Genomic DNA, 17,681 nt, shown 5'->3' on the forward strand with positions numbered 1-17,681 from the left:
GTCCCGCGACCGACCCCTGAGCGCCCGGTTCATTTGGCATCCGCGTAGCACTCCACCACCGATGTCGTGAACGGGAACCGCACCGGCGTCTCCCCGAAGGTCAGGCGTGCCGCCAGTTCCGCAGCGTCCCGGATCGCCGCGACGACCGTCTCCGCCTCCTCCTCGGGGCAGTGCACCATCACCTCGTCGTGCTGGAAGAAGACCAGCTCGGCCGCCATGTCCGCACAGGTCTGGCGCAGCGCGGCGAGCAGCAGCAGGGTCCAGTCCGCGGCGCTGCCCTGGACGACGAAGTTTCGGGCGAAGCGGCCACGGGCGCGTGCGTTGCGGGAGGCGTAGCCCGGCACCCAGCCGTCCTCGGCGGGGGTCTCGGCGGTGTCCTCCTGGGGGATGCCGGCCTCCTCGGCGGCGTCGCCCGAACCGACCGCCGGTGGACAGGTCCGCCCGAGCCAGGTCCGTACGAGCCGCCCCTCCTCGCCCGCGCGGGCCGCCTCGTCGACGTACGCCACCGCCTTGGGGAAACGGCGTCGCAGCGCGGCGAGGTTCTTGAGGCCGTCGCCGGAGGTCTGGCCGTAGACCGCGCCCAGCACGGCGAGTTTCGCCTGGTCGCGGTCGCCGGAGAAGGCGCGGTCGGAGACGGACTGGTACAGGTCGCTCTCCCGCCCCGCCACCTCCATCAGCCCGGGATCGCGGGAGATCGCGGCGAGCACGCGCGGTTCCATCTGGTCGGCGTCGGCGACGACCAGCCGCCAGCCGGGGTCGGCGACCACGGCTCGGCGGATCACCTTGGGGATCTGGAGGGCGCCCCCGCCGTTGGTGACCCAGCGTCCGGTGACGGTGCCGTGGCAGAGGAACTCCGGCCGGAACCGGCCCTCGCGCACCCAGTCCTGGAGCCAGGACCAGCCGTGGGCGACCCAGATGCGGTACAGCTTCTTGTACTCGATCAAGGGCTTCACGGCCGGGTGGTCGACGGACTCGAGCTCCCAGCGGCGGGTGGAGCTCACCTTGATGCCGGCCTGCGCGAAGGCCTTGACGACATCGGCGGGCAGATCGGGCCGGACCCGGCGCCCGAAAGCGGCGGACACCTCGTCGGCGAGCTCGGCGAGCCGGCGGGGCTCACCGCCGCCTGCGTACCGCTCGCCGAGCATCTCGTGCAGGACCCGCCGATGGACGTCGGCGCTCCACGGCAGGCCCGCGCGGTTCATCTCGGCGGCCACCAGCATCCCGGCCGACTCGGCGGTGATCAGCAGCCGCATCCGGTCCGGGTGCGCGGTGGCGTCCTGGCGGCGCTGCTGGTCGGCGTAGACCTCCAGGAGGTCGGCCAGGGGCAGATGGACAGCCTGCGGCTCGAAGAGGGAGGACTGCGAGCCGGGTTCGGCCGAGCGCAGCGGCGGATCCGGCGGTACGGGGCCACCGCGCAGCCGGGCCAGGGCGGCGGCGGCCGACCGGGGTTCGCCGGACCTGCCTGCGTGGCCCAGCAGCAGGGTCTCGGCGTCCTCGACGTCGTAGCACCGCTCCACTCGCACCCCTGCGGCGAGCAGTCGCGGATACACCTCGGCCGTGGACCGCCACACCCATCGCGCGACCTCCGGCCGCCCCCGCACGGCCGCCGCGAGATCCGCCTCCCACCGCACCGGCCCGGCGGGCAGCCCGTCGGGACCGAGGGCGGCGATCTCCACACCACCGTCCTCGGCCGGTGCGAGAGCCCAGCGGTCGGTCATGGCTGCGAGTGTCGCAGGAGGGTCTGACAACGGGCCTCGACACGACCCGCGAGGCCGACGGTCCAGTGCCGGCCCTGACCGCGGCCTCGGACCCGGCCCTGACCGCGGCCTCGGACCCGGCCTCGGCCGTGGACCCAGGCCCGGTCCCATTCTCGGTGCCCGATTCGGCCCCGGCCCCCAGATTCGACCCCGGCCCGGACCCGGACCCGGCTGAGCACGGTCTCGTGGGGCCGTCGGCTTCAAGGGCGCCGCCCGCCCCTACTTCTCCTGCAACTCCGCCAGCGCCTTGGCGATGTCCGCCTCCGTCGCCTCCTTCGTGATCCCGAGGCCGGACAGCACGCCTTCGCCGTTCTCGAACTCCAGCAGGGCCAGCAGGATGTGCTCGGTGCCGACGTAGTTGTGGCCGAGGCGCAGGGCCTCGCGGAAGGTGAGTTCGAGGATCTTCTTGGCGTCGGAGCCGTAGGGCACGAGCTCCGGGACCTCCTCCGCGGCCGGCGGCAGCGCGGCGGTGGCGGCCTGGCGTACGGCGTCCAGGAGTACGCCCTGCGCGGTGATCGCCTTGGCGGCCAGGCCCTGCGGTTCGGCCAGCAGTCCGAGGACGAGGTGCTCGGGGCAGCCCTCGGCGTTGCGGGCGGCGATGGCCTCGTTGTGCGCGGCCATCACCGTGTTGCGGGCACGCGGCGTGAAGCGGCTGAAGTCCTGCGCGGCACTCGAGTCGGCGCCCTCCTTGGGCACGAACCTCTTCTGCGCGGCCTGCCGGGTGACTCCCATGCTCTTGCCGATGTCCGTCCAGGAGGCGCCCGAACGCCGGGCCTGGTCGACGAAGTGGCCGATCAGGTGGTCGGCCACGTCACCGAGGTGATCGGCGGCGATGACCGCGTCCTGGAGCTGGTCGAGCGGCTCGGGGTGCACCTTCTTGATGGCCGCGATGAGGTCGTCGAGGCGTACGGATGACGTGATTTTGGGGTTCGTCGTCATGTGTCAACCTTAGGTTGACAGTAGAGGGGTGTCAACCTTGAGTTGACATTGCAGGCATCCACGCACGCGTGCCCCGACCGCGCCCCCTCACCTCACCCCGCGCCCCTACTTCGGCGAGGAAGCCACCAGCCGTACCGCCAGCCCCGTGAACACCGTCCCGCTGAAGACGTTGAGCCCCCGCGCCACCCGCCGACTGCGCCGCAGCAGTGCGGAGAGCTTCCCGGAGAGCAGTCCGATCGAGCCGTCCACCACGAAGCCCATGACCGTGATCGAGAGCCCGAGGACCAGGAACTGCTCCCACACGTGTCCCTTCTCGGGCGCCACGAACTGCGGCAGGAACGCCACGTTGAAGAGGATCACCTTGGGGTTGAGGAGATTGGTGACGGCGCCCTGCCAGAAGGCCCGCCGCATCCCCGGCCCGGCCACCACCCCCTCGCCCATCGGCGAACGGTCCCGGAACGCCTTCACCGCGAGATACAGCAGATAGGCCGCGCCCGCCCAGCGCAGCACGTGGTACAGCGCCGGAAGGGCCAGGAACAGCGCCGACAGGCCCAGCGCCGCGGCGACCGTGTGCACGAACATCGCGCAGGCCACCCCGAACGCCGCCATCACCCCGGCCGAGGGCCCGCCCCGGCCGCCCATCGCCACGATGAACATCATGTCGGGGCCGGGAGTCACACAGAGCGCGAAGGCGGCCACGAGGAAGGCCGCGTAGAGAGACATGTCCACCATGCGGCCATGCTCGGACCGGCCCGGGGGAGCGGCGAACGATTTTCGGGGAGTGAGACGATCGCCCCGTGACCAGCAGCAGTACCCCCAGTACCGTCGACCGCGCCTTCGAGGCCGCCCTCTACGCGGACTCCGACGCCGCCCTCGACACGGCGGCCTCCCTCCTCGCCGCCGACCGGACCGCGGACGCCGAACTCGACCGCCGGGGCCGGGAGTTCGTCGCGCAGGCCTGGCGGCGCGGCTGGCAGCCCGCCGACGTCGTACGGATGGTGCGGCGTGACCTGGACGACGTACACGTACGTCTGACGCAGGCCCTGATCCGTGCGCAGGCGTCCGACGACCGTGCGCGCGGCCCCCGCTGGCGGGCCCAGCTCGAAGAGCTGACCGCCGAGCCGCTCGCGACGGACCGTTTCTCCCACGCCACCGCGGTCCTGGAGCTGTATCGCCTGCTGCTCCGCCTTCCCGCGCTGGAGCCCCTGGAGGAGCCGGCCGGCCGGAAGGCGGCCCCCGAGTCCCGCATGCTCACCCGGATCCGCGCGCTGCTCGCCAAGGCCGAGGCCACCGGTTACCCGGAGGAGGCGGAGGCGCTCAGCGCCAAGGCGCAGGAGCTGATGGCCCGGCACAGCGTCGACGAGGCGCTGATCGACGCTCAGGCGCCCACGCTCCCCCACGCTCGGCTTCGCTCGCGCGGGGGGACCCCCATCACCCCCGGCGCCTGCCGGATCGGGGTCGAGCCGCCGTACGAGCAGGCCAAGGCGGTGCTGCTGGACGCGGTGGCGACGGCGAACCACTGCCGGGCGGTGTGGAACGAGGCGTTCGGTTTCTCCACGGTGGTCGGCTTCGAAGGGGATCTGGAGGTCGTGGAGCTCCTCCACACCTCGCTCCTCGTCCAGGCCATGACGGCGATGACCACGGCGGAGGCGGCGCAGCGGGCGGGCGGCCGGAAACGGACCAAGACCTTCCGGCAGTCCTTCCTCGCGGCGTACGCCCACCGCGTCGGCACCCGGCTGCGCGCCGCCGCAGAGACCCAGGTCGGCGACGACCTGCTCCCGGTCCTCGCCACCCGCGAGGTCGCCGTCACCGACCGCCTCGACCAGATGTTCCCGCAGACCACCACGACCCGGCTGCGCGGCGTCAGCGACGAGGCGGGCTGGACCGAGGGTGCCGAGGCGGCGGACCGGGCACAGGTCAGGTCCCGCCGACGGCTGGACCAGCCGCCCGGTCGCTAGTCGCCCGTCTGCTGGAAGCCGCTCACCGAGGCGTCCGGGGCCTGTCCGTCGCTCTTCAGGGCCACATCGCCGTACGACCACTTGAAGCTGTGCGTGTCGGTGGAGCCGGGCAGCGTGAACGTCGCCGACTTCACACCGAGGCTCTTCGTGCCGCCGCCCTCGCCGCGGACGTAGGTGATCGTGAAGGAGGTGACGCCGCCCTTGGTGAGGGTCGTCTTCTTCGCGTTGGCGGCCTCGTCGGGCGCGACGGTGGCCGAGGTGGCGCCCGCGTGGAGGTCGACGCCGGGGAGACCGTCCAGGGTGCACGCGGCGCCCTTGTTGGTGAGCGTGACAGGCACGTTGCCGGTGTCCCCGACGGCCGGGGCGGCGTTGGCGGGACCGACCTGCACGGTCATCTCGTCGAACGTGCAGGCGGAACCGCTCTTCTTGGCACCGCTGTCCGCGTCCGCCTTCCCGCCGCTGTCCCCGCCGTCGTCCGAGCAGCCGGTCAGCAGGAGGGCGGCGGCGACGACGCCGACGGCGAGGGGGAGTGCGCGCATGTGGGGTCCTTGATGGTTCAGGTGCTGCGTGAACGCGTGCATGGATCATCACGCATGTACCTGGGAATCGGTTGCCCGCCCCCGCCGTGGCCTCGATGTCCTACGAGGATCAGCCCAGGCTCGCCGTGGGCAGCCCGGACGGCAGCTGGCCGCCCTCCGACTTCGTGTACGTCTCCGTGCCGAGACCGCCCTCCCATGTCACCTTGAGGCTGGTCTTGCCGACGGAGTCGACCATCCCGGTCTGCCGGTCCTTGCTGCCGTCCGTGCACTTGAGGTGGATCATCTGCATGCCGTCCTCCTCGCCCGCGGTCCCGCTGCACACGGTTCCGCCGGTCGTGAAGAGCCCGGCCTCCGTGCCGTTGACCATCAGCACCACGGCCTTGCCCTTGGTGGTGGCGAGCCAGCTGCCGGCGAGGTCGCCGGAGGGGGCGGCGGACGACGACGACCCGCCGGTCCCGCCTCCCGTGTCGGCGGTCGCCGTCGAGGAGGCGCTGGCGCTCGGCGACGAGGAGTCGTCGGAGTCTGAGTCGCCGCCCCCGCCGCACGCGGTCAGCGTGAGCGCGCCCGCCAGGGACACGGCCGCCGCCGCGATCCGCATCCGCCGGCGTGACGTGGTGCGCGAGAAGATCGCCGAAGTCACTGGAGGCTCCCTGCTGTAGCGGTCGACGCAACGACCGCAGCAAGCTACCAGGAGGACTTGCGCACCCCCGGCAGGTACCCGGCGTGCGCCTGCTCGCGCAGGCCGACCCGGGAGAGGCCGAAGGCGCGGAAGTAGCCGCGCGGCCGTCCGTCCACCTGGTCCCGGTTGCGCACGCGCGTGGCGCTCGCGTCGCGCGGCTGCCTGCTCAACTCCTGCTGTGCGGCGGCCCGCTCGGCGTCCGTGGAGGACGGCCGCCGGATGATCTCCTTCAGTTCGGCGCGCCGCTCGGCGTACCGGGCGACGATCTCCTGCCGCTTGTCGTTCTTCGCGATCTTGCTCTTCTTCGCCATACCGGTTCTCCCTCAGATCCCTTCAGACCCGCACCCCGCGCGCGCGGATGCGCGCGACGGCGGCCTCGATGCCGATCGTGTCGACGGTCTTGATCCCCTTCGTGCTCAGCCGCAGCCGGACGTGCCGGCCCTCGCTGGGCAGCCAGTACCGCTTGGACTGGATGTTGGGGTCGAAGCGGCGCGAAGTGCGCCGGTGGGAGTGCGAGATGCGGTTGCCGAAGCCCGGCTGGGCGCCGGTCAGCATGCAGTGGGCGGACACGGGTGATGCACCTCTCTCGAAGCAGTTGTGTAAATGGAATTCATTTTCAGTAAGATAGCAGCATGGCTCGCAACGAACTCCGCCCGGTCATCAAGCTCCGGTCCACCGCCGGGACCGGCTTCACCTATGTGACCCGCAAGAACCGCCGCAACGACCCGGACCGTATGACGCTCCGCAAGTACGACCCGGTCGTCGGCCGTCACGTCGACTTCCGAGAGGAGCGCTGACCACCGCCATGCGCAACGGAATCCACCCCGCCTACGGCCCCGTCGTCTTCCGTGACCGTGCCGCGAACTACGCCTTCCTCACCCGCTCGACCATGACGAGCGAGAAGACGATCGAGTGGGAGGACGGCCACACGTACCCGGTCGTCGACGTCGAGATCTCGAACGTCAGCCACCCCTTCTACACCGGCACCGCGCGCGTGCTGGACACCGCCGGACGCGTGGAGCGCTTCGAGCGCCGGTACGGAAAGAAGGGCTGATGCTCTCCGTCGTGATCGTCGGCGGGCTGCACGCCGACGCCCGCAAGGCGGCCGTCGAGCGGCTGCTCGCCGACGTGCCCGGCAGCGTCGTCCTCCACCACGACCTGGCGACGGCCGCGGCGGGCACGGTCGTACGGACCGTCCGGGACGCCTCCGGCATCCTCTCCGCGGGCGAGGCGCCCCTGGTCAACGACTGCGCGTGCTGTGCGCTGCGCGAGGACCTGGTGCCGGAGCTGCGCCGGCTGGCCGACGACGGGCTCACCCGGCTCGCGGTCGTCGAGCTGTGGGACTCGGTGGAGCCCAAGGCGATGGCCGAGGTCGTCACGGCCGGCGGGCTCATCGTCACCGGCGTGGTCACCGCCGTCGACCCGGCGCTGATCCTGCCCTACCTCGGCAACGGCGACGACCTCGCCGAGCGCGGCCTCGCCGCGGCCGCCACCGACCAGCGCACGGTCGCCGACACCTTCGCCCGTCAGCTGGAGTACGCCCCGATCCTCGCCGTGGCCGACTCGGAGGAGGCCGACGACGAGGACCGCGAGCTGCTCGCCCAGCTGCACCCGACGGCCCGCCAGGTCCCGATCGGCCACGGTGACCTGGCGGGCGCCCCGTCCGCGCTCGCCGACGCCGTGCTCGCCGGGTTCGACGTGGAGGCCGCGGCCGCCGCCCAGCACCCCGCCTGTGCCCTCCTGCCCACCGAGGCCGACGCGCACGGCGTCTCCACCCTGGTCTGGCACCGCTGCCGCCCCTTCCACCCGGAGCGGCTGTACGAGGCGCTGGAGGACATCACCTGCGCCGCCGCCCGCAGCCGCGGCCGGTTCTGGCTCGCCGACCGACCGGACGTACTGCTGCACTGGGACGCGGCCGGCGGGGCGCTGTGCGTGGAGAGCGCGGGCCCCTGGCTCGCCTCCCTCCCCGACGCGGCCTGGGAGATGGTCCCGCCGGTGCGTCGCGCCGCCGCCGCGATGGACTGGCACCCCGAGCACGGCGACTGCTGCCAGCACCTGGTGTTCACCTCGCCCGCCCTGGACCGCGACGGCCTCGAACGGCTGCTGGAGTCCTGCCTGTTGACGGACACCGAGTACGCCGCCGGCCGCGACGCGTGGAAGCAGTTGCCGCCCGCCTTCGACACCCTCCTGGAGGTCTGACCCCGATGCCCCGCAAGCCCGAGCGCAAGCCCGCCAAGAACCGGCCCAACCCGCTGGACCAGGCGAAGATCACATACATCGACTACAAGGACACCGATCTGCTGCGGAAGTTCATCTCCGACCGCGGCAAGATCCGCAGCCGCCGGGTCACCCGGATCTCGGCCCAGCAGCAGCGCCAGCTGGCCCGTGCCATCAAGAACGCGCGGGAGATGGCCCTGCTGCCGTACAGCAGCCGCTGATCGCTCGTCCCTCTGTCAGGCCCCGGCGCGGACGCTCCGCGCGCCGGGGCCGAGCTCTGCCTGTGCAGGATTTGGGTGAAGGTTGGAACACGATGGGCGCGGTACGCGTCTGTTCCTTATACACGAGGGGGTTCGACCCAGATGCCCAAGGCGCCGGGGAACGGATCCGGCGCCCCGTACGTCACATCTGTAACCACAGGACCACCCCGCGTGCACGTGCATCTGCTCATGCATCTGCACGTGAACAGAGCTATGATCCGGACCAGTTGACCACTGCATCAATGGCCCCAAGGCCACCGCACCACCGGGGAGCGACCTGTGGACCACGACGTGTACAACGGCATCGGCGTGTACAACGGCATGGCGGCCGCGGACCTGAACGGGGTGGCCTGGCAGAAGAGTCGGCACAGCAACTCCCAGGGATCCTGCGTGGAGTTCGCGCGGCTGCCCGACGGGGGCGTGGCGATGCGTAACTCCCGCTTCCCCGACGGTCCGGCGCTCGTCTACACGCGCGCCGAGATAGAGGCGATGCTCCTCGGGGTCAAGGACGGCGAGTTCGACCACTTGGTGGCGGGCTGAAGGTCAGGGCCGAGGCCCGGTCGCGGGCGGAGGACTCAGGGCAATCGTCGCATCACGCCCGGTGACGCGCGTAGAACCGCGGCGCCGAAAAACGCCGCGGGGCGTCACTCGGCGGACTGGAGCCGGAACAGCGCCCAGACGACCTTGCCGTTGAGCGTGCCCGCGAGCGGGTGCCAGCCCCAGCTGTCGGCGAAGGAGTCGACCAGGAACAGGCCCCGCCCGGACTCCGCCGAGAAGTCGTCCTCCGAATCGCGCGCCACCGGACTGTCGTGGCTGGGATCGCGCACCGCGCACACCAGGCGCTCGGTCCAGCGCATCAGATGGAGCCGCACTGGCGGGATCTGTTCGGGAGCGTGTCCGTTGCTCGTCGGCAGTCCGTGCCGCAGGGCGTTGGTGACCAGCTCGGAGACCACCAGGCAGACGTCGTCGAAACGGTCGCCTATGTCCCACTGGTCGAGCGTTCTGCGGGTGAACTGCCGTGCCTCGCGCACCGCTTCGTAGCGGGCGGGCAGGGCACAAGAGGCGGCGTTGGACACGGCCGCGGGATCCAGCGGCGGAAGGCCCTGCCGTAACGGCTCGAGCATGGTCGATCCATTCGTCCCCATGCGAGGCACTCCCGGAGGTTCGCGGTCGTTGCGATGCAGCGGTTGCGCGGGACCATGGTTTCGGATGAAGAGTGCAGATGCAAGGTGCAGATGCACGTGCACGTGACCGAATTGGACGCTCCCGTACCGCTTGTTGGGCATTTTTTCCGCCAACTTCCTTACCTCTCTTGCCTTCTCCTCCCGTCCTCCTGTGTGGAATCTTTGGCTTCTTTCCATCTCTGTAATCGGACGAGTACAGCTCGAAGTGTTTTAGTGGCAGACTTCGGCTCCTGAAGACGGCTGGGGAGGCTGGCGAACGTGAGCGCGGGAGAGCCCGGATCGGTGGTGCGGCGCATGCTGCTCGGCTCGCAACTCAGGCGACTGCGTGAGGCACGCGGAATCACCCGCGAGGCCGCGGGCTACTCCATCCGCGCTTCCGAGTCGAAGATCAGCCGGATGGAGTTGGGCCGGGTGAGCTTCAAGACCAGGGACGTCGAAGACCTCCTCACGCTGTACGGCATCACGGACGAGCAGGAGCGCGCCTCGCTCCTCTCCCTCGCCCGCGAGGCCAACGTGGCGGGCTGGTGGCACAGTTACTCCGACGTCCTGCCGAGCTGGTTCCCCACCTACGTCGGCCTGGAGGGCGCGGCCACCCTGATCCGGGTGTACGAGGTGCAGTTCGTGCACGGCCTCCTCCAGACCGAGGCCTACGCCCGCGCGGTCGTCCGGCGCGGTATGAAGGGCGCGAGCGAGGCCGACGTGGAGAAGCGGGTGGCGCTGCGCCTGGAGCGGCAGAAGTACCTCGCCGACGACAACGGCCCCGAGTTCCACATCGTGCTGGACGAGGCGGCGCTGCGCCGGCCGTACGGCGACCGCGAGGTGATGCGCGGTCAGCTCCAGCATCTGATCGAGGTCTCCGAGCGCCCCAACGTACGCCTTCAGGTCATGCCGTTCGGCTTCGGCGGCCACTCCGGCGAGTCCGGTGCCTTCACCCTCCTCAGCTTCCCCGAGTCCGACCTCTCGGACGTGGTCTATCTGGAGCAGCTCACCAGCGCGTTGTACCTGGACAAGCGCGAGGACGTCGCCCAGTACGAGAAGGCGCTCAAGGAGCTCCAGCAGGACAGCCCCGGCCCGGACGAGAGCCGCGACCTCCTGCGCGGTCTCCTCCAACTCTCCTAGGGTTTTCCCCAGAACATCGCTCTGTGTCCCCAACTCCCTTACGACACAAGTACGATGACGCGTGATCAGGCCGTGACGTTGATCGGGCGTCCGCTAGCGATTTGGGGATCACATGTCGTCGTACTTCACTGATCTGGCCCAGCAGTACATCGACGGTGAGTGGCGCCCGGGCACCGGTTCCTGGGACATCATCGACTTCAACCCGTACGACGGGGAGAAGCTGGCGTCGATCACCATAGCCACGGTCGACGAGGTCGACGAGGCGTACCAGGCGGCCGCCCGCGCCCAGAAGGAGTGGGCCGAGACCAACCCCTACGCGCGTCGCGCGGTCTTCGAGAAGGCGCTGGGGCTCATCGAGGAGCGCCAGCAGGAGATCACCGAGGTGATCATCGCCGAGCTCGGCGGCACCCTCGTCAAGGCCGGATTCGAGCTCCACCTCGCCAAGGAGTTCTTGCGCGAGGCGATCCACCTCTCGCTGCGCCCCGAGGGCCGCATCATCCCGTCCCCGATCGACGGCAAGGAGAACCGCGTCTACCGGGTGCCGGTGGGCGTGGTGGGGGTGATCAGCCCCTTCAACTTCCCCTTCCTCCTCTCGATCAAGTCGGTGGCCCCGGCGCTGGCGCTCGGCAACGGCGTCGTGCTGAAGCCGCACCAGAACACCCCGATCACCGGCGGCACCCTGGTCGCCAAGATCTTCGAGGACGCGGGCCTGCCCAAGGGCCTGTTGAACGTCGTCGTCACCGACATCGCGGAGATCGGCGACGCCTTCATCGAGCACCCGATCCCCAAGGTCATCTCCTTCACCGGCTCCGACAAGGTCGGCCGCCACGTCGCCACCGTCACCGCCTCGCACTTCAAGCGCTCGGTCCTCGAACTCGGCGGCAACAGCGCCATCGTGGTCCTCGACGACGCCGACATCGACTACGCCGTCGACGCCGCGGTCTTCAGCCGGTACGTCCACCAGGGCCAGGTCTGCATGGCCGCCAACCGTGTCCTCGTGGACCGTTCGATCGCGGACGAGTTCACAGAGAAGTTCGTGACGAAGGTGAAGTCCCTGAAGGTCGGCGACCCGAGCGACCCGGCGACGGTCATCGGCCCGGTCATCAACTCCTCCCAGGCGGACGCCCTTTCGGCGGTCGTCGAGCAGGCGGTCACCGAGGGCGCGACGGCCCTGGTGCGCGGCGAGACGACGGACAACCTGGTCGCCCCGTCGGTCCTCACGGGCATCCCGGCCGACTCCGCCCTCCTCCAGCAGGAGGTCTTCGGCCCGGTCGCCTTCCTCATCCCGGTCGACGGCGAGGAGGAGGCGGTCCGCATCGTCAACGACACCCCCTACGGCCTCAGCGGCGCCGTCCACACCGCGAGCATCGAGCGCGGCGTCAACTTCGCCAAGCGCATCGACACCGGCATGTTCCACGTCAACGACGGCACCGTCCACGACGAGCCCATCGTCCCCTTCGGCGGCGAGAAGAGCTCCGGCGTCGGCCGCCTCAACGGCGAGACCATGCTCGACGCCTTCACCACCCTGAAGTGGATCTCCATCCAGCACGGCCGCAGCGGCTTCCCGTTCTGACACCACCACGACCACCGAACCGGCGACCGGCCCTGACGGGGCTGGTACGCCGGTTCGGCGTTTTCAGCCTGTCGGCGTTTCGAGGACGGGGCTGACACCTCTGGAGGCCGGTCGGTGTCTTGTCTTCAGCCCGTCCGGCGTTTGAGGACGAGGCCCGTTCAGGGCCGTTGGGGGTCCAGGGGGCGGAGCCCCCTGGGTGCGGGGTCGAAGGGGCGGCAGCCCCTGGGGGATGGGAACGGGTAGGGGCGGCGGGGGCGAAGAAGGCCCGGTCCGGTGTCACGAGGCGATCCGGACGGCGACGTAGACGACAAGCCCACCCAGCGTCAGACCGGCGGGCCCGACGAGGACCCGGAACACGGTGTCCCGCACCGGTGGCCTCAGCCGGGCCCGGAACGCCGCGAGCACCCCGGCGGTCAGGACGGTGAGCCCACCCAGGGTGACGGTCGCCCAGCCGGAGGTGGCGACGGGCCCGACCGTCTCCACAGGCCCCGCGGGCAGCACCCGCACCGACGTACGCCTCCCCAGCGGCAGCCCCGTGTCGACGGTGGCCTGCCGCGGGGCCCGGTGCGCGACGACGAGTTCGCCCCCGCAGGCGACGTAACGCCCCCTGCCCGTCCCGACCACCGAACAGCGCGTGGCGGTGAAGACACCGGGGTGCCCCACGACACCGAGCGCCCCCGCGAGCATGTACCCGCCGCCGAGGAACGGCAGCAGCCCCAGAACCAGCACGAAGAAGCCCGCGCTGATCCTGCCGGTCCGGGGCGATCGCGCCGACGCCGGCGACCGCACGGGCCGGAGAGCGACCGGTGGCCCCCCGCCCGGCTTCCTCTTCCGCGGATGCCGTCTCTTCCTGGACCCCTTGCCCACCGAGCCCTCCCCTCACCGCGACGATCCTCCTCGGACGGAAGGCCCGTCGGGTCGCACGCGGAGAGGCTCTCGGCGAATCCTTACCGAGCGCCCTGGACGTCGTAGCGAAGCCGCCGCGATTGAGGACAGAAACTGACCGCAAGCCCCTCTACCTTCGTAGATGTCAGGCAAAGCCAGCTGATTCCGACGAAAGGCGGCCGTCATGGTCACCCACGTGCGACCCGAGGCATACGGCGACGAGCGCGGCGCACTGCTCTCCTTCCTGGCGGAGCAGCGCGGCGGCATCCGGCGCTCCCTGCTGGGGCTGACGGACGAGCAGGCCGCCACCAGGCCCAGCGCGAGCGAGCTGTCGCTGTCGGGGCTGCTCAAGCATGTCGCCGAGGTCGAGCAGGGCTGGGTCGCACGGGCCAAGGGCGAGGCGCCGGCGGTGAAGCGGGACGAGTCGAACTGGCACGAGTGCTTCGCGCTGGTCGAGGGCGAGAGCGTCGAGCAGCAGCTCGCGTACTGGGAGGAGGTCGCCGCCGAGACGGAGGCGTTCATCCGCGCGGTACCCAGCCTCGACGACACCTTCCCGCTGCCGAACGAGCCGTGGTTCCCGCCGGACGAGGCGGTCTCCATGCGCTGGCTGGTTCTGACCCTGATCCGCGAGATGGCCCGGCACGCCGGCCACGCCGACATCATCCGCGAGTCCCTGGACGGGGCGACCGCCTTCGCTCTGGTCGCGAAAGAGCAGGGCAGCGGTTGGGGGTGAGGCCGCGCGGCCTACTCTGGACCGCATGTCAGCGATCCGTCTCCTCGTGCTGGGCGCGGTGCGCCAGCACGGGCGGGCCCACGGCTACCAGGTGCGCAACGACCTGGAGTACTGGGGCGCGCACGAGTGGTCCAACGCCAAGCCCGGCTCGATCTACCACGCGCTGAAGCAGATGGCCAAGCAGGGGCTCCTGATCGCGCACGAAGTCGCGCCGTCCACGGCCGGCGGGCCGCCGCGCACGGAGTACGAGATCACCGAGGCCGGTGTCGAGGAGTGCTTCAGGCTGGTCCGCGAGGCGCTGACCTCGTACGACCAGAAAATGGACATGAAGTCGGCGGCCATCGGCTTCATGGTCGAACTGCCGCGCGCGGAGGCGGTGGCGCTGCTGAAGGAGCGGATCCGCGGGATCGAGGCGTGGCGCTCCTCCGTCACCGAGCACTATGTGCCCGAGGACGGTCCGGCACAGCTCGGCCACATCGGCGAGATCATGAACCTCTGGATCCACACGGCCGACGCGGAGGCCGAGTGGACCGAGGGGCTCATCGCCCGTATCGAGGGCGGGGCGTACAGCTTCGCGGGGGAGGGCGAGCCGTTCGTCGGGGTTCTCGGGGAAGGTGAGGAGAACCCGTACGGGACGCCGGAACCGCATCCTGGAGATCATCGCTAATCAAGTTTGACCAATCGGGCTTCGGGTATTAGCTTCGAGCGGGTAGTCAAGTTTGATTAGCGAAGGAGAGTCTGTGGCCGACACGGCGATCACCGTCGAAGGCGCACACAAGAAATACGGCGACAAGAAGGCACTGGACGGTCTCGACCTCCAGGTCGGGCGCGGCACGGTGCACGGAGTCCTCGGACCGAACGGCGCGGGCAAGACGACCCTGGTCCGCGTCCTGTCCACCCTGCTACGACCGGACGCGGGCCGCATCGAGGTGGCGGGCCGCGATGTCGTACGGCAGGCGCACGACGTGCGCTTCCGTATCGGTCTGCTCGGCCAGCACGCGGCGCTCGACGAGGAACTCGGCGGCCGGCAGAACCTGGAGATGTTCGGCCGTCTCTACCACCTGGGCGCGCGCCGGGCACGCGCGCGTGCCGACGAACTCCTGGAGCGTTTCGAGCTGACGGACACCGGCCGCAAGCCGGTCCGCTCCTACAGCGGAGGCATGCGCCGCCGCCTGGACCTCGCGGCCTCCCTCATCACCGAACCGGAGGTGCTCTTCCTGGACGAACCGACCACAGGACTCGACCCGCGCGGGCGCGCCGAGGTGTGGTCCGCGGTCCGCTCCCTCGTCGGTGGCGGCACGACGGTCCTGCTCACCACGCAGTACCTGGAGGAGGCCGACCAGCTCGCCGACCGCATCTCCGTCGTCGACGCCGGCCGGGTGATCGCGGACGGTACGGCGGACGAGCTGAAGGCGTTGACGGGCGGCGACCGGATCGACGTGGTCCTGCGGGACGCGGGGCAACTGGGCGCGGCGGTCGCCCTGTTGCCGCTGGGCGGCGCGGGTGTCTCGGTCGACACCGACCGCCGGCTGCTCAGCGCGCCGGTCAGCGACCGGATGGCGGCGCTCTCCGGGGTGGTACGCGCGCTGGAGGAGGCCGGCATCGAGGCGGAGGACGTGGCGCTGCGGCGGCCGACGCTGGACGAGGTGTTCCTGCACCTCACGGACGGGGACCGACGAGAGAAGGAGGCCGCGTGAGTACGTACGCGCTGACCGATTCATGGACCATGACGCGCCGCGAACTCGCCCACTGGGGGCGGCAGCCGGTGCAGGTCGTGGTCAACCTGGTCTTCCCCGTGATGCTCCTGCTGATGTTCGCGTACCTGGTCGGCGGCGGCCGGGGCGTCACCGGTGACTACGTCGACTACCTGGTCCCCGGCATGCTCGCGCTCACCATGGCCTTCGGTCTGGAGGGCACGATGCTCGCCGTCACCCAGGATCTCAACAAGGGTGTCATCGACCGGTTCCGCTCGATGCCGATGGCCAACGGGGCGGTGCTGGTGGGGCGTTCGGCGGCCGACATGCTCCAGTCGGCGCTGGGCCTGACGGTGATGATCGGCGTCGCCTGGGCGCTCGGCTGGCGCGCCCACGGCGGGGTGGCCGGCTTCCTCGGCGCCGTCGGCCTTCTGCTGCTGTTCCGGTTCGCCATGCTCTGGATCGGCATCCACCTGGCGATGGTCGCCGGGAAGCCCGAGATGGTGCAGGCCGTGCAGATCCTGGTCTGGCCGGTCGGGTTCCTGTCCAACGCCTTCGCCACGCCCGAGTCCATGCCGGGCTGGCTGGGGACGGTCGTGGAATGGAACCCGATGTCCCAGACGGCCACGGCGGTACGGGACCTGTTCGGCGGGCCCGGCGGGGAGTCGGGGCACGTGTGGGCGGCGGTGGCGTGGCCGGTGGCGCTGGTGGCGGTGTTCTTTCCGCTGGCGGTGCGGCGGTTCGGGGCGTTGAGCAAGTAGGGAGGGAGGAGCCCGCGCCCCCCCCGGAAAGGTGGGGCGGGATTCGTTGTGGGGGAGTGGGAACCTCGGCGCGGTGAGCGGTGTACCAGGAGTGTCGGTGCATCGCGGACCGGGATCGGGGGGCGGCATGGGGTGGGTCAGGAGAAGGGGAGCGGGGCGGGGCACGGCGCCGGTGGCGGTCGTGGTGGCCCTTGTGCTGGGGCTGCTGGCCGTGTTGGGGGCGTGTGACCGGGCGGGTTCGAGTGGGCGGTCTGAGTCGAGTGGGGGCGCGGGTTCGAGTGGGCGGGCCTCCGCTGCGCCGGCGGCGGCTGCGCCTGCCCGTGTCCCGTCGGGGGCCGAGCTGCCGGGGGAGTCGGTGGACGTGGGGTTCGCCTCGGACGGCAGCGGGTTCGCGTTGCTCGCGGAGTGCGGGAAGGCGAGGTGCGTGCAGCGGGTCGCCGTGCTGGAAAAGGGGGCCAGGGCCTGGCGGCCGGTGACCTCGCCGCTTCCGGACGTGACGGGCGACCTCGGCATCACCGCCGGGCTCGTCGTCCTGGGGCCCGGGCGCGCGCTGATCACCGAGGGCAAGTGGCCGCCGCCGGACCGCACTTGGTTCACGAGCGACGGAGGAAGCAGCTGGCGCCGGTCGACGAACGAACCCGCGGGGACGACACCGAGGGTCCCCGAAGGGGGCGCCCTGGTCCAGGACTGCACCGGGACGGACGAGGAGGGCAACGGATGCGCGGCATCCCGACTGCTGGCGGTCGTGCCGGACACGGGGGAGTACCGGGTCCTGGCGACCCAGCCCCCGCTGGAGGGCATCGTGACCCCCGCGGGCCGGACCCCGGGCAGGCTCTTCGCCTCAGGCCTCGACCCGCGCTCGGGCCGGCCCACGCTCGCGGTCAGCGAGGACCGCGGGGCAAGCTGGCGAACGCTCACCCTGGCGACCGGCCCGGAGCAGGGCTGGGGCATGACCGTGGTGACCGACGGATCCGTGCTGTACGCGGCACAGTCAGGCCAACTCCTGGACGAGGACGGCGTCAAGAACGGCCTGCTGAGCCTCCACCGCAGCACTGACGGCGGCCTCACCTGGGAGCGGACCTGGCGGCACCGCAAGGGTGCGGAACCCCGCTCGCTGCTCGGCGCCCCCATCGCCGCCGCCGACGGCAGCCTCACCGTCCACGGCGAGGACGGCGCCTGGCGCAGCACCGACGGCGGCCGTTCCTTCGCACGCGCCGGTGCGAGGGGACCGTCGGGCTGGGTGAGCACGACCCCGCTCGGCTATCTGTGGGGCGACAGCTTCGGCGCCGGGAGGTGGCGCATATCCGCCGACGGTGTCCGCTGGACGACGTTCGACCTGGGCGACGGACCCTGACGGGGAGCGGCTGCTCAACGGCGGACCGC

Annotated in this window: 22 protein-coding genes; 13 read left to right on the top strand and 9 right to left on the bottom strand. The window is 71.0% G+C overall.

What is annotated here, in order from left to right; translation table 11 throughout:
* Window positions 1–29 precede the first annotated feature (29 nt).
* From ABKA17_RS17090 to ABKA17_RS17100, 3 genes are all read right to left on the bottom strand, one after another.
* Entirely contained in the window at window positions 30–1,718 is a 1,689-nt protein-coding gene (locus ABKA17_RS17090; protein WP_353692898.1) for a bifunctional 3'-5' exonuclease/DNA polymerase, read from the bottom strand.
* 258 nt (window positions 1,719–1,976) lie between these two features.
* On the bottom strand, window positions 1,977–2,696 hold the full coding sequence (locus tag ABKA17_RS17095) for a Clp protease N-terminal domain-containing protein (protein ID WP_353692899.1): 720 nt from the start codon (window positions 2,694–2,696) through the stop codon (window positions 1,977–1,979).
* Between the two features lie 105 nt (window positions 2,697–2,801).
* Window positions 2,802–3,428, bottom strand: a complete 627-nt coding sequence (locus ABKA17_RS17100; RefSeq protein ID WP_353692900.1) for a LysE family translocator — start codon at window positions 3,426–3,428, stop codon at window positions 2,802–2,804.
* 65 nt (window positions 3,429–3,493) lie between these two features.
* Here ABKA17_RS17100 and ABKA17_RS17105 point away from each other — a divergent pair, with 65 nt between their 5' ends.
* Entirely contained in the window at window positions 3,494–4,654 is a 1,161-nt protein-coding gene (locus ABKA17_RS17105; RefSeq protein ID WP_353692901.1) for a DUF2786 domain-containing protein, read from the top strand.
* Here ABKA17_RS17105 and ABKA17_RS17110 read toward each other — a convergent pair.
* From ABKA17_RS17110 to rpmB, 4 genes are all read right to left on the bottom strand, one after another.
* Window positions 4,651–5,193: a DUF4232 domain-containing protein gene (locus ABKA17_RS17110; protein WP_353692902.1), complete on the bottom strand. Its 543-nt coding sequence runs from the start codon at window positions 5,191–5,193 to the stop codon at window positions 4,651–4,653. The genes ABKA17_RS17105 and ABKA17_RS17110 overlap by 4 nt on opposite strands.
* A 109-nt stretch (window positions 5,194–5,302) precedes the next feature.
* Entirely contained in the window at window positions 5,303–5,833 is a 531-nt protein-coding gene (locus ABKA17_RS17115; RefSeq protein ID WP_353692903.1) for a hypothetical protein, read from the bottom strand.
* Window positions 5,834–5,877: 44 nt separating this feature from the next.
* Window positions 5,878–6,183: a 30S ribosomal protein S14 gene (rpsN, locus tag ABKA17_RS17120; RefSeq protein ID WP_353692904.1), complete on the bottom strand. Its 306-nt coding sequence runs from the start codon at window positions 6,181–6,183 to the stop codon at window positions 5,878–5,880.
* A 22-nt stretch (window positions 6,184–6,205) separates the two neighbouring features.
* On the bottom strand, window positions 6,206–6,442 hold the full coding sequence (gene rpmB / locus ABKA17_RS17125) for a 50S ribosomal protein L28 (RefSeq protein ID WP_353692905.1): 237 nt from the start codon (window positions 6,440–6,442) through the stop codon (window positions 6,206–6,208).
* A gap of 62 nt (window positions 6,443–6,504) precedes the next feature.
* Here rpmB and rpmG point away from each other — a divergent pair, with 62 nt between their 5' ends.
* The 5 genes from rpmG (at window position 6,505) to ABKA17_RS17150 (ending at window position 8,889) form a co-directional block, all read left to right on the top strand.
* Window positions 6,505–6,669 carry a 50S ribosomal protein L33 gene (gene rpmG / locus ABKA17_RS17130; protein WP_019753828.1) on the top strand — a complete coding sequence of 55 codons (165 nt, stop codon included), beginning with the start codon at window positions 6,505–6,507 and terminating at the stop codon, window positions 6,667–6,669.
* Between the two features lie 8 nt (window positions 6,670–6,677).
* Complete coding sequence (locus ABKA17_RS17135; protein ID WP_353692906.1) at window positions 6,678–6,926, top strand: type B 50S ribosomal protein L31; 249 nt, start codon at window positions 6,678–6,680, stop codon at window positions 6,924–6,926.
* Window positions 6,926–8,071, top strand: a complete 1,146-nt coding sequence (locus ABKA17_RS17140; protein WP_353692907.1) for a CobW family GTP-binding protein — start codon at window positions 6,926–6,928, stop codon at window positions 8,069–8,071. The genes ABKA17_RS17135 and ABKA17_RS17140 overlap by 1 nt, the downstream gene beginning before the upstream one ends.
* 5 nt (window positions 8,072–8,076) lie before the next feature.
* On the top strand, window positions 8,077–8,310 hold the full coding sequence (gene rpsR / locus ABKA17_RS17145) for a 30S ribosomal protein S18 (protein ID WP_353692908.1): 234 nt from the start codon (window positions 8,077–8,079) through the stop codon (window positions 8,308–8,310).
* Window positions 8,311–8,628: 318 nt separating this feature from the next.
* Window positions 8,629–8,889 carry a DUF397 domain-containing protein gene (locus tag ABKA17_RS17150; protein WP_502994256.1) on the top strand — a complete coding sequence of 87 codons (261 nt, stop codon included), beginning with the start codon at window positions 8,629–8,631 and terminating at the stop codon, window positions 8,887–8,889.
* A 104-nt stretch (window positions 8,890–8,993) separates the two neighbouring features.
* Here the strand turns inward: ABKA17_RS17150 and ABKA17_RS17155 are convergent, their stop codons facing one another.
* The gene (locus tag ABKA17_RS17155; protein ID WP_502994257.1) at window positions 8,994–9,494 is read right to left on the bottom strand and encodes an ATP-binding protein; all 501 of its coding nucleotides are present in this window, start codon (window positions 9,492–9,494) and stop codon (window positions 8,994–8,996) included.
* Between the two features lie 321 nt (window positions 9,495–9,815).
* Between ABKA17_RS17155 and ABKA17_RS17160 the strand changes: the two genes are divergently transcribed.
* Both ABKA17_RS17160 and ABKA17_RS17165 read left to right on the top strand, forming a co-directional pair.
* Window positions 9,816–10,652 carry a Sco1979 family transcriptional regulator gene (locus ABKA17_RS17160; RefSeq protein ID WP_502994268.1) on the top strand — a complete coding sequence of 279 codons (837 nt, stop codon included), beginning with the start codon at window positions 9,816–9,818 and terminating at the stop codon, window positions 10,650–10,652.
* A 112-nt stretch (window positions 10,653–10,764) separates the two neighbouring features.
* The gene (locus ABKA17_RS17165; RefSeq protein WP_353692910.1) at window positions 10,765–12,225 is read left to right on the top strand and encodes an aldehyde dehydrogenase family protein; all 1,461 of its coding nucleotides are present in this window, start codon (window positions 10,765–10,767) and stop codon (window positions 12,223–12,225) included.
* A 276-nt stretch (window positions 12,226–12,501) separates the two neighbouring features.
* Here the strand turns inward: ABKA17_RS17165 and ABKA17_RS17170 are convergent, their stop codons facing one another.
* On the bottom strand, window positions 12,502–13,014 hold the full coding sequence (locus ABKA17_RS17170; protein ID WP_353692911.1) for a hypothetical protein: 513 nt from the start codon (window positions 13,012–13,014) through the stop codon (window positions 12,502–12,504).
* A gap of 280 nt (window positions 13,015–13,294) precedes the next feature.
* On the opposite strand from ABKA17_RS17170, the gene ABKA17_RS17175 reads away from it, so the two are divergent.
* The 5 genes from ABKA17_RS17175 to ABKA17_RS17195 all read left to right on the top strand — a co-directional run bounded on the left by ABKA17_RS17175 (window position 13,295) and on the right by ABKA17_RS17195 (window position 17,652).
* Window positions 13,295–13,843, top strand: a complete 549-nt coding sequence (locus tag ABKA17_RS17175; protein WP_353692912.1) for a DinB family protein — start codon at window positions 13,295–13,297, stop codon at window positions 13,841–13,843.
* A 25-nt stretch (window positions 13,844–13,868) separates the two neighbouring features.
* Entirely contained in the window at window positions 13,869–14,510 is a 642-nt protein-coding gene (locus tag ABKA17_RS17180; protein ID WP_353692913.1) for a PadR family transcriptional regulator, read from the top strand.
* Window positions 14,511–14,583: 73 nt separating this feature from the next.
* A complete protein-coding gene (locus ABKA17_RS17185; protein WP_353692914.1) occupies window positions 14,584–15,540 on the top strand; it encodes an ATP-binding cassette domain-containing protein in 957 nt (318 codons plus the stop codon).
* Window positions 15,537–16,298 carry an ABC transporter permease gene (locus ABKA17_RS17190; RefSeq protein WP_353692915.1) on the top strand — a complete coding sequence of 254 codons (762 nt, stop codon included), beginning with the start codon at window positions 15,537–15,539 and terminating at the stop codon, window positions 16,296–16,298. The genes ABKA17_RS17185 and ABKA17_RS17190 overlap by 4 nt, the downstream gene beginning before the upstream one ends.
* Window positions 16,299–16,659: 361 nt before the next feature.
* Complete coding sequence (locus ABKA17_RS17195) at window positions 16,660–17,652, top strand: WD40/YVTN/BNR-like repeat-containing protein (RefSeq protein WP_353692916.1); 993 nt, start codon at window positions 16,660–16,662, stop codon at window positions 17,650–17,652.
* Window positions 17,653–17,681 lie beyond the last annotated feature (29 nt).

Origin of the sequence: Streptomyces sp. RG80 (assembly GCF_040446465.1) — a bacterium.
Taxonomy (GTDB): Bacteria; Actinomycetota; Actinomycetes; order Streptomycetales; family Streptomycetaceae; genus Streptomyces.